General features: G+C 49.8%; 15 protein-coding genes. All 15 read left to right on the forward strand.

Going from position 1 to position 15,661, the window contains the following annotated elements; all coding sequences use genetic code 11:
- Positions 1–137: 137 nt before the first annotated feature.
- Positions 138–2,414, forward strand: a complete 2,277-nt coding sequence (locus tag EDM55_RS21475; protein WP_122961355.1) for a GGDEF domain-containing protein — start codon at positions 138–140, stop codon at positions 2,412–2,414.
- A 68-nt stretch (positions 2,415–2,482) separates the two neighbouring features.
- Entirely contained in the window at positions 2,483–2,917 is a 435-nt protein-coding gene (locus EDM55_RS21480) for a peptidylprolyl isomerase (protein WP_092271984.1), read from the forward strand.
- A gap of 147 nt (positions 2,918–3,064) precedes the next feature.
- Complete coding sequence (locus EDM55_RS21485) at positions 3,065–3,733, forward strand: site-2 protease family protein (protein ID WP_092271987.1); 669 nt, start codon at positions 3,065–3,067, stop codon at positions 3,731–3,733.
- A gap of 18 nt (positions 3,734–3,751) precedes the next feature.
- Complete coding sequence (locus EDM55_RS21490; protein ID WP_122961356.1) at positions 3,752–4,519, forward strand: segregation and condensation protein A; 768 nt, start codon at positions 3,752–3,754, stop codon at positions 4,517–4,519.
- Positions 4,509–5,093: an SMC-Scp complex subunit ScpB gene (gene scpB / locus EDM55_RS21495; protein WP_092271994.1), complete on the forward strand. Its 585-nt coding sequence runs from the start codon at positions 4,509–4,511 to the stop codon at positions 5,091–5,093. The genes EDM55_RS21490 and scpB overlap by 11 nt, the downstream gene beginning before the upstream one ends.
- A 96-nt stretch (positions 5,094–5,189) precedes the next feature.
- Positions 5,190–6,359 carry a D-alanyl-D-alanine carboxypeptidase family protein gene (locus EDM55_RS21500; protein WP_092271997.1) on the forward strand — a complete coding sequence of 390 codons (1,170 nt, stop codon included), beginning with the start codon at positions 5,190–5,192 and terminating at the stop codon, positions 6,357–6,359.
- The gene (locus tag EDM55_RS21505) at positions 6,352–6,942 is read left to right on the forward strand and encodes a nucleoside recognition domain-containing protein (RefSeq protein ID WP_122961357.1); all 591 of its coding nucleotides are present in this window, start codon (positions 6,352–6,354) and stop codon (positions 6,940–6,942) included. Before EDM55_RS21500 ends, EDM55_RS21505 begins: the two co-directional genes overlap by 8 nt.
- Before the next feature lie 11 nt (positions 6,943–6,953).
- Positions 6,954–7,490 carry a spore maturation protein gene (locus EDM55_RS21510; RefSeq protein ID WP_092272003.1) on the forward strand — a complete coding sequence of 179 codons (537 nt, stop codon included), beginning with the start codon at positions 6,954–6,956 and terminating at the stop codon, positions 7,488–7,490.
- 107 nt (positions 7,491–7,597) lie between these two features.
- Positions 7,598–8,347: a pseudouridine synthase gene (locus EDM55_RS21515; protein WP_122961358.1), complete on the forward strand. Its 750-nt coding sequence runs from the start codon at positions 7,598–7,600 to the stop codon at positions 8,345–8,347.
- A 110-nt stretch (positions 8,348–8,457) separates the two neighbouring features.
- Positions 8,458–8,982, forward strand: a complete 525-nt coding sequence (gene resA / locus EDM55_RS21520; RefSeq protein WP_092272009.1) for a thiol-disulfide oxidoreductase ResA — start codon at positions 8,458–8,460, stop codon at positions 8,980–8,982.
- Positions 8,983–8,995: 13 nt separating this feature from the next.
- Positions 8,996–10,624, forward strand: coding sequence for a cytochrome c biogenesis protein ResB (gene resB, locus EDM55_RS21525; protein WP_122961359.1), 1,629 nt, complete (start codon positions 8,996–8,998; stop codon positions 10,622–10,624).
- 24 nt (positions 10,625–10,648) lie between these two features.
- On the forward strand, positions 10,649–11,878 hold the full coding sequence (ccsB, locus tag EDM55_RS21530; RefSeq protein ID WP_092272015.1) for a c-type cytochrome biogenesis protein CcsB: 1,230 nt from the start codon (positions 10,649–10,651) through the stop codon (positions 11,876–11,878).
- Between the two features lie 88 nt (positions 11,879–11,966).
- The gene (locus tag EDM55_RS21535; protein ID WP_055743550.1) at positions 11,967–12,683 is read left to right on the forward strand and encodes a response regulator transcription factor; all 717 of its coding nucleotides are present in this window, start codon (positions 11,967–11,969) and stop codon (positions 12,681–12,683) included.
- 1 nt (position 12,684) lies between these two features.
- Positions 12,685–14,475 carry an ATP-binding protein gene (locus EDM55_RS21540; protein WP_122961360.1) on the forward strand — a complete coding sequence of 597 codons (1,791 nt, stop codon included), beginning with the start codon at positions 12,685–12,687 and terminating at the stop codon, positions 14,473–14,475.
- Between the two features lie 14 nt (positions 14,476–14,489).
- On the forward strand, positions 14,490–15,626 hold the full coding sequence (locus EDM55_RS21545; RefSeq protein ID WP_122961361.1) for an HAD family hydrolase: 1,137 nt from the start codon (positions 14,490–14,492) through the stop codon (positions 15,624–15,626).
- Positions 15,627–15,661 lie beyond the last annotated feature (35 nt).

The following is a 15,661-nucleotide window of genomic DNA, read 5'->3' on the forward strand; positions in this document are numbered from 1 at the left end:
ACTTAAAGGGGAGCATATCAATGTGGGGAGGCTTTTTTAGGTCCTAAGTAACATTATTCATGAATCCTCCATCCCTCATTTACAAGAAATTAACAAGCGACTGCCATAATGGGGGTGGCGAGGAGGAACGATTCACCATGTGGTCGACGCTGAAGCAACACTTTCGACGCATCCCCTTTTTTTCTTTGGATAAGCGCCAATGGATGAAACAAATCATTCGTCAGGAAGTAGACAAAGGGCGCAGTATCATCATGTTTTATGTAGACATCGTCAAGCTGACTGAGGTGGAGAATCGTTATGGCGATGTGATAGCCAAACGGGTTCTGCAGCAATTTGAAAGGATTATGCCACCTGTATCTAGGCAGGTGTTTGAGATGAGAGGGAAAATTCTTGCGATCCAGAAGCTATGGGGCGATGATTTTGCCATTTATGTTTCTTTTAAAGGGAGCCTGAATGAAGAGGATTGTCGGATGCTGTCCATCCATTTTCAGGAGCAGGCGGAGAAGCAGCTGAATCGTCATGTAGGCTTTGTCAATCGGGAAGCGCTGCGTGTCCATATCGGCTATGCGGACATACCGGGAGAAGATATTGTCAAAGAAATGTACACGTCCGTCAAGCGTGCTGTGCATATGGCAAAATACGGAGTCACATCCGAAACCTATACGAATGTTACACAGTTTCACAAGCTGCTATCAGAGGAAAATGTTAGCATGCGCTTTATGCCCATCATTCATTTGCCGGACGGAGAAACACTGGGCTGGGAAGCGTTGGCACGGGGGCCGGTGGACAGTCTTTTCGAGTCTCCAGCTATGCTGTTCAAATATGCAGAGGAGACGGACTCAGTTTTTCGCTTGGAGCATATTTGTCGGAAACGAGCCATGGATCAGCTGCGCTACCTGAAGCCGTCACAGAAGCTGTTTATCAATCTCGATCCGCGTGCGATCGACGATCCGTACCTGCTGCGGGGAGAGGTCTTTTCCCAGATTGAGCAGTTTGGACTGAATCCTCATAATATTGTGCTGGAAATTACAGAGCGTCACGCGATCTCCAACTATGCGGTTTTTCGTAAAATCATTGAAGAATACCGGAAAAAAGGATACCTGATCGCCGTAGACGATGCAGGAGCGGGGTACTCCAGTCTGGAGTCGATCACCGAGATTTACCCGGATTTTATCAAGCTCGACATGTCCCTCATTCGCAATGTGGATGTTGATCCGATCAAACAGGCATTGCTGGAGACATTCGTCCAATTTGCCAACAAGGTAGGGTGCAAAATCATTGCAGAGGGCATCGAGACGCAAAGAGAGCTGGAAACCTTGATGGAAGTAGGGGTCGCCTATGGGCAGGGCTACTATCTAGGGCGGCCAGACAAAGGGATGACGCATGTCCGCGGCGAGGCCTTGAATTTCTTGCGGTTCATGCAGGAAAAACGAACGAGCGGACGAGACGAGCCCTTGCTCTTTACCCCCGCCATGTCGGAAATTCTCGTGAAGACGATCTGCATGGATAAGCAGGAAAGAGTAAGGCGTGTCCATGAAATCTTTGAACAGAACCAGCGAATCGAAAGTGTCGTTGTGCTGGAAAAAGGAAAGCCGATTGGGCTCGTGATGCGTTTTCAGCTGTATCAAATCCTGGGTGGCCAGTACGGAATCGCCTTGTATTACGAGCGCCCAGTTTCACAGGTCATGAATGCGAATCCACTCACCGTGGATAGGGACGACAAGCTGGATGAAGTAGCCAGGCAGGCGATGGCCCGTGATTCCCACCATCTCTATGACGTGGTGATCATTACGGGTGAGGAGAAGGAGTACCTGGGAATTGTGACGGTTCAAAGCTTGCTGGACAAAATGGCCTCCATCAAGCTGGAAATGGCAAGCTCTGCCAATCCGCTCACAGGTCTGCCAGGCAATATACAGATCGAGCGGGAACTAAACAAGCGAATCAAGCAAAAAGAGTCACAAGTCGTCATCTACTGCGACCTGGATCGGTTCAAATGGTTCAACGATCGATACGGCTTTGAAGTCGGAGACCAGATTATCGTGCGTACAGCGAATCTTTTAAAGGAAGCTGTGAGGTGCTATGGGAGTGCGACTGATTTCGTGGGTCATATTGGCGGAGATGATTTCATCGTCATTACGCAGGAGAGCTGTGCCGCTGAACTGGTCAGCTTTTTGATCAACGCGTTCTCGCCGTATTACATCGACATCTATGAAAAACGCAGGATGGGGGATGGTTCCGTACTCTCTATGTCCATGGCAGGCGTACGTCTGACACCGGGGCGTTATGCGAATGTGGAAGCAATTGCTGAGCGGGCAGCCTTTGTAAAAAAGCTCGCGAAGGAGCTGCCGGGAACCATCTTTTTGGACGAGTGGGATTGTGCAGCGGATGATGTGCACACTGCGTCCCAGGGTTAAATTGGACGGCGCACCAAACGCATGGTAAAATGGGTACGTTAACTTTACCAGGTCTGGAGGCTATACATATGAAAAAAGCACAAATCACCATGGAAAATGGGAATGTGATCGAGCTCGAACTGTACGATCAGGAAGCTCCTGGCACGGTTGCCAACTTTGAAAAACTGGCTAACGAAGGCTTTTACAACGGCTTGTCTTTCCACCGTGTTATCCCAGGTTTCGTAGCACAAGGCGGATGCCCTTATGGAACAGGTACAGGCGGCCCTGGATACACCATCAAATGTGAAACGAAAGGCAACCCACACAAGCATTTGCGTGGTGCCCTTTCTATGGCGCATGCTGGTAAAGACACAGGCGGAAGCCAGTTCTTCATCTGCTACGATTCTTTCCCACATCTGGATGGCGTACATACCGTATTCGGAAAAATTACTTCCGGTATGGAACACGTGGATGCAATCAAGCAAGGCGACAAAATGGGTACTGTAAAAGTATCTGCTGAATAAGAGGGCTTTTTCTCCAAACACTGGCGATGGATTTCGTCAGTGTTTTTTGTTTGGGGAAGGACACGTGAATGCTAGGGGGAGAAGGCTTGTAAGCATATCCATCTACTGGTATGCTAGAAAATAGACGATTTTTTTGAGGAGGAACCAATGGATCTATTTCATTTTGATTGGAAGACGGTGCCGTTCCGCATGATCGCGTTCGTCATCGCCTTCTCTTTGCATGAATGGGCACATGCTTTTGTGGCCTGGAAGCTGGGTGACAACACGGCCAAGGATGAGGGGCGCTTGACCGTAAATCCGATCCCCCATATCGATCCGTTCGGCTTGATCCTGATTTTGTTTGGACCGTTTGGTTGGGCGAAGCCAGTTCCGATCAACCCGCTGCATTTTCGCGGAAACAAACGGCTGGGGATTGTGTACGTGTCTGCTGCGGGGCCGTTGGTAAATCTGGTGCTTGCCATCTTGTTCTCCGTCTTGTACATTGTGGTAGGCCACAATGACGCATTGGTGGGAATGAATGAAAAATTGGCTTTCGCGATTCAAACCACGATGGAGTTTTGTATTGTGATCAACGCCGCCTTGTTTGTTTTCAACTTATTGCCGATTCCGCCTTTAGATGGATACAAAATTTTGCGTTTCTTGTCCCCTAGACATTTGGACCGATTCTACTACAATTTTGAAGTTTATGGACCGTGGATCCTGCTATTGCTTATTTTTATTCCAGGTGTCAGTTCTACCATTTTCGGAATACCGATGGGCTTTATGATCCTCTGGGTGCAAAAAGTAGCCGTTCAGATCGTTACACTGTTCATATAAAGGAAACGAGGGACTACCGTGGCTTACAGCATCAAATTGGATTCCTTTGAGGGGCCGCTCGACCTGTTGCTCCATTTGATCGACAAGGCCGAAGTGGACATTTACGACATTCCCATCGCGGAAATAACCGAGCAGTATCTGGCGACGATTGATACGATGCAGCAGCTGCAGCTGGATGTCGCGAGCGAATTTGTCGTGATGGCGGCGAGTCTCCTCTCGATCAAAAGCAAGATGCTGCTGCCGAAAAAAGAGGAGCACGTCTTTCAACAGCACCTCGATATGGACTTAGAAGAGATCGACCCAAGGGAAGAGCTGGTACAGCGTCTGTTGGAGTATAAACGCTATAAAATGCTCGCCGAGCGCCTGCGAGAAATGGAGATCGGACGCAATCAGGTATATACTCGACCTGCAGAGAATTTGGCACCGTATGTGAAAGAAGAGGAGAACACCGTCAAGGACGTGACCCTCTACGATTTGATCTCCGCCCTGGAAAAGCTGGTGAAGAAGGTCAATGACAAGCAGCCGATCACTAGGGTATCCCGTGACGAAGTGTCGATTAAAGATCGAATGCATGAAATTCGCCAGCTGGTGCGGGTTGGGGGAGGAATGGTGCGCTTTTCTCAGCTATTTTCCCGTGGAGCGACTCGTTCCGAGATTGTGACTAGTTTTTTGGCTCTTCTGGAGCTGATGAAAGCAAAAGAAATTACGTGCGTTCAAAATCAGTTGTTTCAAGACATCATGATTTGTGAGAACACGACGAAAGGAGTCCCTGAGGATGGACTATGACAAGCTGAAAGGTGTCATTGAGGGCTTGTTGTTCATTTCGGGCGATGAAGGCATCGATGCCAAGGAAATCAGCGAGATTACCGAGGTATCTGAGGAAGAAGTCATCGACTTGATTGAAGACATGAAAGCAGATTTCCGCCGGGCAGGCAGGGGGATTCAGATCGTAGAGGTCGCGCGGGCTTATCAGCTGACGACATTGCCTGAGCATGTGCCTTATTTCGAGCGATTAGCCAGCTCGCCTAGCCAATCGACCCTATCGCAGGCAGCTTTGGAAACATTGGCGATTATTGCGTACAAGCAGCCGCTGACCCGTTCGGAAATCGAGGAAATACGGGGTGTAAAATGTGAAAAGGCACTAAACACCCTTTTATCTAAGCAATTGATTCGAGAAGCGGGGCGTGCCGAAGGGATTGGACGGCCGATCCTCTACGCGACGACCAAAGACTTTTTGGAACACTTTGGCTTGCGGGAAATAGGCGATCTGCCAGAACCCCCGGTCAATCTGGATATTGAGGAAGCGCGCTTGGAAGCCTCCGCTCTCTTCGGGAAAGCAGAAGAGACGACAAACGACTAGACACACCGGACAGTTTTTCGTACTAACAGATGACTCGTCCCCATATACATGGTACAAACCTTTGCTTCGCTGTACTTTGTAATGGGGAGGACGTTTATGAACGTGCGAAAATTATTGTCCGGCGTGCTCGTCGTTTTTCTTTTTATACAGGCTCTGCTGCCAGCTACTGAGGTGAATGCAGCGGCGTCTCCACCCGGATTGTCTGCGGAAAGCGCAGCCTTGATAGACGTTGCGAGCGGTCGCATCCTTTACTCGAAAAATGGCTCAAAAAAAATGAGGATCGCCAGTCTGACGAAAACGATGACCGCAATAGTCGCGATCGAGTCGGGCAAGCTGGATCAAGTCGTGACGGTTCCCCCGGAAGCAGTTGGTGTCGAAGGCTCCTCGATCTATTTGAAGCGTGGGGAAAAACTGACGCTGGAAGAGCTGCTGTACGGGTTGATGCTCCGCTCCGGTAACGATGCGGCTGTGACGATTGCGACAGCAGTGGGCGGCTCCTTGCCTGGCTTTGTATACATGATGAATGAAAAAGCGGCATTGATCGGGATGGAGCATTCCAACTTTACCAATCCGCATGGGCTGGATGACAGCAACATGCACTACTCCACGGCGGAGGATATGGTCAAGCTCTCAGCCTACGCGCTGCGCAACCCCGTTTTTCGGCAAATTGTCTCTTCAAAAGTAAAAGATATTTCGTGGGAAGGAGAGCAGTGGGATCGAAGACTGCTCAACAAGAATAAAATGCTGCACCTATACAACGGTGCGGACGGCGTAAAAACAGGCTATACGAAGCTGGCAAAGCGCTGTCTCGCTACTTCTGCAACGAGAGAGGGACGACAGCTCGCTACCATTACCTTGAATGCATCGGATGACTGGAATGATTCAGCCAAGCTGCTCGACTGGGGGTTTGCGAACTTTCCTGTGAAAGAGCTCGTAGGACAAAAAGAAACCGTCAAGCCGGATACACCCGTCACGCTAGAAGCAGGTACTCATTTGGTCACGATGAATTCGTTCCGTTATCCTTTGCAGCAGACGGAAACAGAAGCTGTCCATAAGAAAATTGTTTTAGGTGAGTCGATCATCAATGGCAAAATGAACGGCCAATTGGTAGGGTTCATGCAGATCTACCTGAAAGACGATATGATTGGCCAGGTGCCTCTTCTCGTGAACGTGGACACACCGACATCAGCTCTTCCAAAAGCTAAGGCTCAAAGCTTCTGGCAGCATTTCTGGGAGATCGCTGCGGGGGGGCTGTGGAGTGCTTAACATCATCTGGCTGGCTCTGATTGTCATCAGTATCGTCGTAGCGGCGATTAACGGACGGATGGAGCTGATCAACCAAGCTGCGTTCGATGGCGCGAAAACAGGAGTGACCGTATGCTTCGGCCTCTTGAGCATACTCGCATTCTGGATGGGGCTGATGCGTATCGCGGAGAAATCCGGATTGCTGGAGCTTTTGGCACGTGCTCTGTCACCTCTCATCCAGCTGCTGTTTCCCGATGTTCCCAAAGGGCATCCGGCGATTGGCTACATTCTGTCCAATATGAGCGCCAATTTGCTGGGATTGGGAAATGCAGCAACACCGATGGGCCTTAAAGCCATGGAAGAATTGCAAAAGCTGAATGGCGATAAGCAGGTAGCCTCACCCGCCATGTGCACGCTTTTGGCGATCAATACGGCCAGCATCACGATCATACCGACGACCATGATCGCGATTCGCATGCAGTACGGCTCGGTCAATCCGGTAGAGATCGTCGGGACTACCTTGCTCTCATCCTTTGCTGCTACCATAGTAGCTCTGTTGATTGATCGCTTGTATCGTTATCGCCATGTACGTCGTTACCGATAGGGGGAAACCGCATGTACCAATGGGTATCCCTGATTTCTCTTTGGGCTATCCCCGTCACGATCGCCTTTGTGCTGCTTTACGGCTGGCGCAAGCAGGTTCCGGTGTATGAGACGTTTGTCGAGGGGGCAAAAGGCGGCCTGACGACAACGATTCGCATACTCCCTCACTTGATTGCGATGATGGTCGCAGTAACGATGTTCAGGGAATCCGGTGCCCTCGAGCTTTTGCTTGGCCTATTGAGACCCGTGCTGGACACGCTGCATTTTCCGGAAGAACTGGTCCCGCTGGCCTTGCTGAGACCGTTGACAGGTACAGGTTCGCTGGCCATCGCGACTGATTTGATCGCTCAGCACGGACCGGATTCTTTCCTGGGGAGATTGGCTGCAACCATGCAAGGCAGTACAGATACGACCCTTTACGTGCTGACTGTCTATTTCGGAGCCGTGGGGATACGCAACTCTTCCTATGCATTGAAGGTCGGGCTGTGGTCGGATCTGGCTGGGGTTATCTTTTCACTACTTATCGTTACGTACGTTTTTTCGAAATGATCCATATAGGATGGACAGGGAAAAACTTCCGCACCTCGGGGAAGTTTTTCCCTTTTTCTTGTCCACACTGGTAAGAATGGGTATGATGTTGTAGAGGTGAACCATGAATGGAACGATTACAAAAAGTATTAGCACACGCCGGAGTCGCCTCTCGTCGTCACTGTGAAGAATTGATTGTGCAAGGGCATGTACAGGTAAATGGCAAGGTGGTACGAGAATTGGGTACGAGGGTAGACCCGCAGGCTGATCATATCTTGGTACATGGAAGACCCATCCAAACCGAGCAGCATGTCTATCTGATGCTGCATAAGCCCACAGGCGTCATTACGAGCGTATCCGACCCCCGTGGACGACGGGTTGTTACCGACTTGTTAAAAGGAATCAAAGAGCGGGTCTATCCCGTTGGACGATTGGACTATGATACGTCTGGCTTGCTGCTGCTTACCAACGATGGCGAGCTTGCCAACAGGCTGGCTCATCCGAGCTACGAGATTGATAAAGTCTACCGTGCATGGGTGAAGGGAGTCCCTTCCCCCGACAAAGTGAAGAGGCTGGCAACGGGTATTTCGCTGGAGGATGGCATGACATCGCCCGGTGAGGCTAGGCTGCTGGAGACGGCACCTGCGCGAGACAAGGCATTGGTAGAGCTGACCATTCACGAGGGGCGCAACAGACAAGTGAGGCGCATGTGCGATGCGATCGGACATCCCGTCCTTACACTGGAACGTATACGTCTCGGTTTTTTGACACTGGAAGGACTTTCGGCAGGACAATATCGCCATCTGACCAGCTCGGAAGTTGAAAAGCTGAAGCAAGGACTTGTACAGAATCGGAAAAGCAGAGCACGCAATCGCTGATTCGTTCAAAATGTGTTCATAAGTTATGCGCTGCCGGAAAATCTAGGAACGCTATAATAGAAAGGAAAAACGTTGCAATTCTAATAGTGGTAGATGGGAGTTAGAGCAACATGAACAAAAGCAATCGTACATACATAAGAGTCGCCGTATTGGGCCTCTTGCTCGTGGCACTTGTCTTTGCTCTCTATTCCAGCTTCGTTAAAGATCCGAACGCTGTTAAGGTAGGGAAAGCTGCACCAAATTTCAGTCTGCAGCAGCTGAACGGGCCAGATATGGCATTGAGTGATCTGAAGGGCAAAGGAGTCGTCCTCAATTTCTGGGGGACCTGGTGTGAGCCCTGTAAAAAGGAATTGCCGGCCTTGCAGCAGCAATACGACCAGTTCAAGGATAAAGGACTTGTCGTAGTGGGGGTCAATATTGGAGAGTCGACGGTTGCCGTAGAGCCTTTCGTGAAGCAGTTCGGTGTTAACTTCCCGATTCTCTTGGACAGTCAATCGCAAATTACCAAGCTGTATCGCATCGGACCGATCCCGACGACATTTTTCATTTCGCCGGACGGGGATGTAGAAGAAATCTTTATCGGTCAATTAAACGAAGCTATGATTGCACAAAAAGTGTCAAAAATCTTGCCGTAAGTGAGGTTCAATAATGGATCAGCGAAAATGTGAATGTGGACATACCAATCCCATTGGGACGCTGCTCTGCGAATCTTGCGGCAAGCCGCTGGACATTGAGATTGAGGAGCAGACAGCATTTCCGGACATGCGCTACGAAGGAATGGCGCGCCGTTCACAAACGTATACGAAAAAAGTAATTGATCGAGTTTGGAACTGGTTTTCTTCTGTCAAAATTGCAATCGGTATCATTATTGTCATTTTGATAGGATCCGCTGTAGGAACCATTTTTCCGCAGCAGCAATACATACCTGTACCAGTGCCCACCGAAGCCGATGTCGCCCGTTTTTATACGGAAACCTACGGGAAGCTGGGTACGATCTACTATGAATTGGGCTTTCACAATCTGTACTCTTCCTGGTGGTTTGTAACGCTTCTCGTGATGCTGGGGACATCCCTCGTGATCTGTAGTCTTGACCGGGTCATTCCCCTGTACAAAGCGTTGAAAAAACCTCGACTCAACCAGCACAAGTCTTTTTTGAAGGGACAAAAGCTGTTTGCTGAAGGGCCGATGCCGGAAGGAGCCAAGCAGGACGAGCTTCTCGCAAATGCCGCGCAAGTGCTGCGTAAAAAAGGCTATCGGATTTTCTCCACGGATCGAGCTCTGATGGCGGAAAAAGGCCGTTTTAGCCGTTGGGGGCCCTACACGAACCACATCGGTTTGATTCTTTTCTTGATCGGCGTTTTGATGCGTAGTATTCCTGGCTTTTTCATGGACGAATACGTTTGGGTCCGCGAAGGGCAAACCGTTGCGATCCCGGATACGCCTTATTACGTCAAGAATGTTTCCTATCACACGGAATACTGGTCGGAGAGCGAAATGCCTGAGAAGCTGGATTTAAAAGGCGGGGTCATTCCAAAGAGCTTTCAGACAGATGCCATCCTGTACTTGAATAAAAACGCGGACTTGCCGGGAGCAAAGCCAGACTTGATAGAAGTAAAAAGTGGACCGATCGTCGTGAATCATCCGATGGAGCACGAGAGTCTTTACCTCTATCAATCAGGTGTACAAGAAATGCAATTGGGAGCGCTTAACTTCAACCTCATCGATCAAAAGAACGGGAATAAAGAACTTGGCTTGATCAAGGTCGATCTGTACGACCCTCCCAAAGAACAGGATTTAGGCAATGGTATCAAAGTTCGAACACTGGATTACTTCCCCGATTTTATTATGGGGGCTGACGGTAAGCCAGCCACGCAAACCAACCTGCCCAAAAATCCGATGGTCGCTCTGGAGATTATTGCGGACAACGGAAAGATCAGTGAAAAGATGGTGTACCTGCAAGGCTCGGTTATCACCCAAAAAACCGATCCACAATTTGGCTTGGTCATCCGAAAGCCGGATTTGATCGATATTACGGGGTTGAATGTTAGAAAGGACAAAGCAGTGCCGTTGATCTACTTCGGATCCTTCATTTTCATGATCGGGGTAGCGATGGGCTTCTTCTGGCAACATAGACGGATTTGGGTCCAATTCCAGGAGGATGACGTGATGCTGGCAGGACATACCAACAAAAACTGGTTTGGCCTGCGCAGAGAGGTCGACGGGCTGATCGAACAGACGAAGCTGCCATTGACCGTAGAAGAAAAATCGAAGGCGTAATCGCTTCAAGGAGGGACACTCGACGTGCAGTTCATCCAAGTGAGTGACTGGTTATTGGATATTGCGTTTCTGCTTTATGTGCTCTCGTCCATTGTTTTCGTCATAGCTATGACGGGGAAGAACTGGGCGGGGCGCGACCCCAAGCAACATGAAGCAAAGTATGGACGGATTGCCTACTGGCTCGCCGTCATCGGCTTTATCGCACAGACAGGCTATGTCGTGACTCGCTGGATTGGGGGAGGACATAGCCCAACCAGCAACATGTTCGAGTTCATGGCGTTTTTGGACTTCTGTATTATTCTTGCCTATCTGATTATTTACAGGATTTATAAGCTGACAGTAATCGGAGCATTCGTATTGCCACTCGGCGTGATCATGCTGGCGTACTCCTATGTGTTTCCCAAGGATGTTACACCGCTGATCCCATCTCTGCAAAGCTACTGGCTGCATATTCACGTAACGACAGCAGCGCTGGGTGAAGGAATTTTGGCAGTCGGCTTTGCGGCTGGTCTGATGTATTTGATCCGCACAGTACCGCAAACCGTATCTACGAAGAGTACAAAATGGCTAGAAGTCGTTCTGGCTGTTGTGCTGATGCTGGTTGGTTTTATCGGGATGGAATCGACATTCGCTCGTATGGACCAGAAAACAGTATTTGAAATGAACAAAGAAACACAGAATGCAATGGGGCAGATGGAAAAAGCACAGGCTGAGTATACGATGCCAGCTCTTGTAGCTCCAGCTGATGCTACGATCATCAAGCAAGGTCCGATGTCTCCGCTGTTTACAGCCCCTACGTGGATGGAAGGCAAGGATGCTGCTCGCAAGCTGAACACCATGCTTTGGTCGGTACTTACAGGTGTCGTATTGTATGGTGTTCTGCGGTTGATCTTCCGAAAACGTCTGGGTGCATTGATCCAGCCATCTGTTGAGGGCATTGAACCAGAACTGCTGGATGAAATCAGTTATCGCGCCATCAGTATCGGATATCCCGTGTTTACGCTGGGTGCCCTGATTTTTGCCATGATTTGGGCGCAAGAAGCATGGGGTCGCTTCTGGGGTTGGGACCCGAAAGAAGTATGGGCATTGATCGTATGGCTGTTCTACAGCGCGTACTTGCATTTACGACTCTCCCGCGGATGGATCGGTGCGAAGTCTGCCTGGATGTCCGTTATCGGGTTTGTCATCATCTTGATCACACTGGTCGTAGTCAATCTGGTTATTGCTGGTTTGCACTCCTATGCTGGTGTATAATTTATCCGAGAAAAAAGCTGGTCTAGACCAGCTTTTTGGACTATCTTCCATCATTTATACGAAATCAAATCGCTAAGAGGTGTTGGGCATGGAGAAATTGGCACGTATCCTTGTGGTGGATGACGAAGAACGCATCCGCCGTCTGTTGAAAATGTATCTGGAAAGAGAAAACTTCTTGATCGACGAGGCAGACAACGGAGAACAGGCAGTCGAAATGGCAGTCGGGAGCGACTACGACATCATCTTGCTCGATCTGATGCTACCGGGAATGGATGGGATCGAAGTTTGTCAGCGCATTCGGGAATTCAAAGCGACTCCGATTGTCATGCTGACGGCAAAGGGAGAAGAGACCAATCGCGTTCATGGCTTTGAAGCCGGGGTTGACGATTATGTCGTGAAACCGTTTAGTCCTCGTGAAGTCATGTATCGTGTAAAGGCGATCCTGCGTCGTTCGTCGGCAACTGCTTATTTGAAAACAGAGACCTTTAACAGCCATTCTGTCCTGGTCTTTCCGGAACTGACCATTGATCATGACGCACACAAAGTCATTGCCAGTGGTCAAGAAGTCAGCCTTACTCCAAAGGAATACGAGCTTTTGCACTATTTGGCGCTCTCGCCTGACAAGGTATTCACTCGCGAGGAGCTACTGAAAGATGTTTGGCATTACGAGTTTTTTGGAGATCTTCGCACGGTTGATACACACATCAAGCGTTTGCGCGAAAAATTAAACCGTGTCTCTCCTCAGGCAGCGAATATGATAGCTACCGTATGGGGCGTCGGTTACAAATTAGAGGTGCCAAAATAAAGTGGATGTTTTTTTTCGCAGCGTTGTCGGAAAGCTTTGGATGACGATCATTGCTTTGTTTGCCTTGGTACTCACGATTTTCAGCTTGCTCATCGTACAATCCTTTGACAGCTTCTATACGAACAGACAGACGCAAAATTTGCAGGATCTGGCGGAAGGATTATCAAGCGGATTGTCAGCAAGCGACAATACACAAGGCGCTTTGGAGATGGCAGCGGCATTTGGCGTCGTGCATCACACCGGAATGGTGGTCTTGGACGATCAGAAAAACGTCATTGGGAAGAGCGAGGGGAAAGGTCTTCCCAGCATACCGGTCGATGACCTGCTAGCTTCTCCTGAGCTAAAGCTTGAGGAGGCCTTGGCGGGTCAACATCCCGCACCGAAACGCATCTATTTGCAAGTGGGGGCGAACGACCAAAAGAATCCCAATGCGAGTCTGCAACTGATCGCGGTAGCTGTGCCGATGGAATATTCCGCTGGCAAGCATGGCTCTGTCGTCATGTATCAGGCGATGGAAGATTTTGATGATACGGTGAATGAAGTTCGCTTCCTGATCTTTGTGGTTGGCGTTCTCGCTTTTGTTTCTACCACGGTGTTTGCCTTCTTCCTATCGTCGAGGGTGACGATTCCTTTGCGTCAGATGAAAGAAACCGCGCATCGCATTGCGGAAGGGGACTTTCATGCAGAGATTCCCGTCCGTACTGCAGATGAGACAGGGGAGCTTGCCGCGTCCTTTAATACGATGGCTGCTCGCCTCAACCAATTGGTAGATGCGCTGTCCAAGGAAAAAGAACAATTGGCGAGCGTACTGAGAAGCATGGTTGACGGTGTAGTCATGATCGATGCAGAGGGCAAAATCGCTTTAACGAATCCTCCGGGTGAGCGCTTTTTGCGCGACTGGAAATTCGAGCATCCAGATGAACCTGCCCCGTTGTTCCCAATCTATCAGCAGGTTGTTCAAACAGGTCAGGAAGTGACAGAGGATATCCCGCTACAAGGGCGGATTTGGGCGCTGGTCATGGTTCCGGTAATTGATCGCGAGCAAATTCGTGGGGCAGTCGCTGTCCTGCGCGATATGACACAGGAGCGCAAACTGGATAAAATGCGCAACGATTTTGTAGCAAACGTATCCCATGAGCTGCGGACGCCGCTGTCCATGCTGCAAGGATACAGCGAAGCGATCGTGGACGACATCGCCACTACACCGGAAGAACACAAAGAACTGGCGCAAATCATATACGATGAGTCCGTCCGCATGACCAAGCTCGTCAATGAGCTGCTAAGCCTGGCACGAATGGAAGCAGGTCATGTGGAGCTGTTCCGCGAGCCTGTGGAGCTGCGGCCGTATTTGGAGCGTATCCAGCGCAAGTTTACGAATTTGGCGCGGGAACGGGATATTCATTTGCTCTTGGAAATGTCAACCTCTCACAATGTGGTCAGTATGGATCCCGATCGCATGGAACAAGTGCTGACCAACCTGATTGACAATGCGCTACGACATACTCCGGGCAAAGGCAGCGTGACCATCCGGGCTCGCGGCGACAAGACTTTGCTGCTGGAGATTAGTGATACGGGCAGTGGTATTCCCCAGGAAGATCTGCCGTTCGTATTTGAACGCTTCTATAAAGCCGACAAAGCGCGTACGCGAGGTCGGGTAGGCGGCACTGGACTTGGTCTTGCCATCGCCAAGAACATTGTCGAGGCTCACGGCGGGACGATAGGCGTACAGAGCAAAATGGGAGAAGGAACGACGTTTACGATTGCCTTGATGCTGCAATCGAAAACAAAATAGGAGTGTAGAGAGAAATGATCAAGACGATTCTTTTTGATGTAGATGGGGTTATGCTGAGCGAAGAACGTTACTTCGATGCTTCTGCCTTGACGCTATGGGAAATGCTGTACAGCCCGCAGTATTTGGGCGTAAGGTCTGATTCTTTTACTCCCGCTCCGGTGGAAGAGGAAATACGTCGGGTGCGCGAGCAAGTGTTTGCAAATGACGAAGTGCTGGATCTGATCAAAGCTCGTGGAATCAACTCCAACTGGGACATGGTTTATCTCGCGTTCTCCTATCAAGTGATTCGGTTGGTAGAAGCTCTGATGCCGCATGTAGGCGATGAGGCAAAGAGTATTCTCCGTGGACAAGTGGACCGCGCTGAACTGGCCAAGCTCAGAGAGTGGGGCGCTGCTTATGCACCCGACTTTACGGTTGACTATGCAGCCTTTATCCCTGATTTTGCAAAAGGCTCCGCACAAAAGGCAGAAATGCTGCTGTACTTGAATCAAATCACGAAAGAGCGTCTTGGTGTAGACACAGAAATTTTCTCTCGCAGCAGCACCCTGTGGCAGCTATGCTACGAAACGTTTCAGGAATGGTATTTGGGTGACGAGAGGGTTGCGGCTTCCATCGGTCGGGAAACCAGCCAGACTGGTAAGAAAGGCTTTCTGACAGACGAGATCCCGATCGTACCACCTGCGGAAATGATCGAGCTGTTCCGCACGTTGAAGGAGAAGGGATATACGCTTGGAATCGGTACTGGCCGTCCTACGCTCGAGACACATGTTCCACTCTCGGAAATGAAGATCCTGGAATGGTTTGACCCAAATCGCGTGGTTACTGCATCTCATGTCCTAGAAGCAGAAGAGGAATTCCCGTCTCATGCGCCAATGTCCAAGCCGCATCCGTACTCGTATGTAAAGGGGCTGCTTGGTTTGTCTGCTCCAAATAGCGATGTGGTAAACTTCTCCTTGCCTATTCAAAAGGGAGATGAAGTCTTGATTGTAGGAGATTCGCCGGCAGACTTTCTAGCCGCACGGTCCATTGGCTGCAAATTTGCCGCAACGCTTACGGGGCTGTCTGGTCAAGAGGCTCGTGCGAAGTTTGAGGACGTAAAAGCTGACTATATTCTCGACGACGTGAGAGATCTCTTGTCGATTCTTGAGTAGAGGATTCAACGAACCAAAAAAAAGACTCTGCCGTA

It is taken from the genome of Brevibacillus centrosporus (genome assembly GCF_003710815.1).
Lineage (GTDB): Bacteria > Bacillota > Bacilli > Brevibacillales > Brevibacillaceae > Brevibacillus > Brevibacillus centrosporus.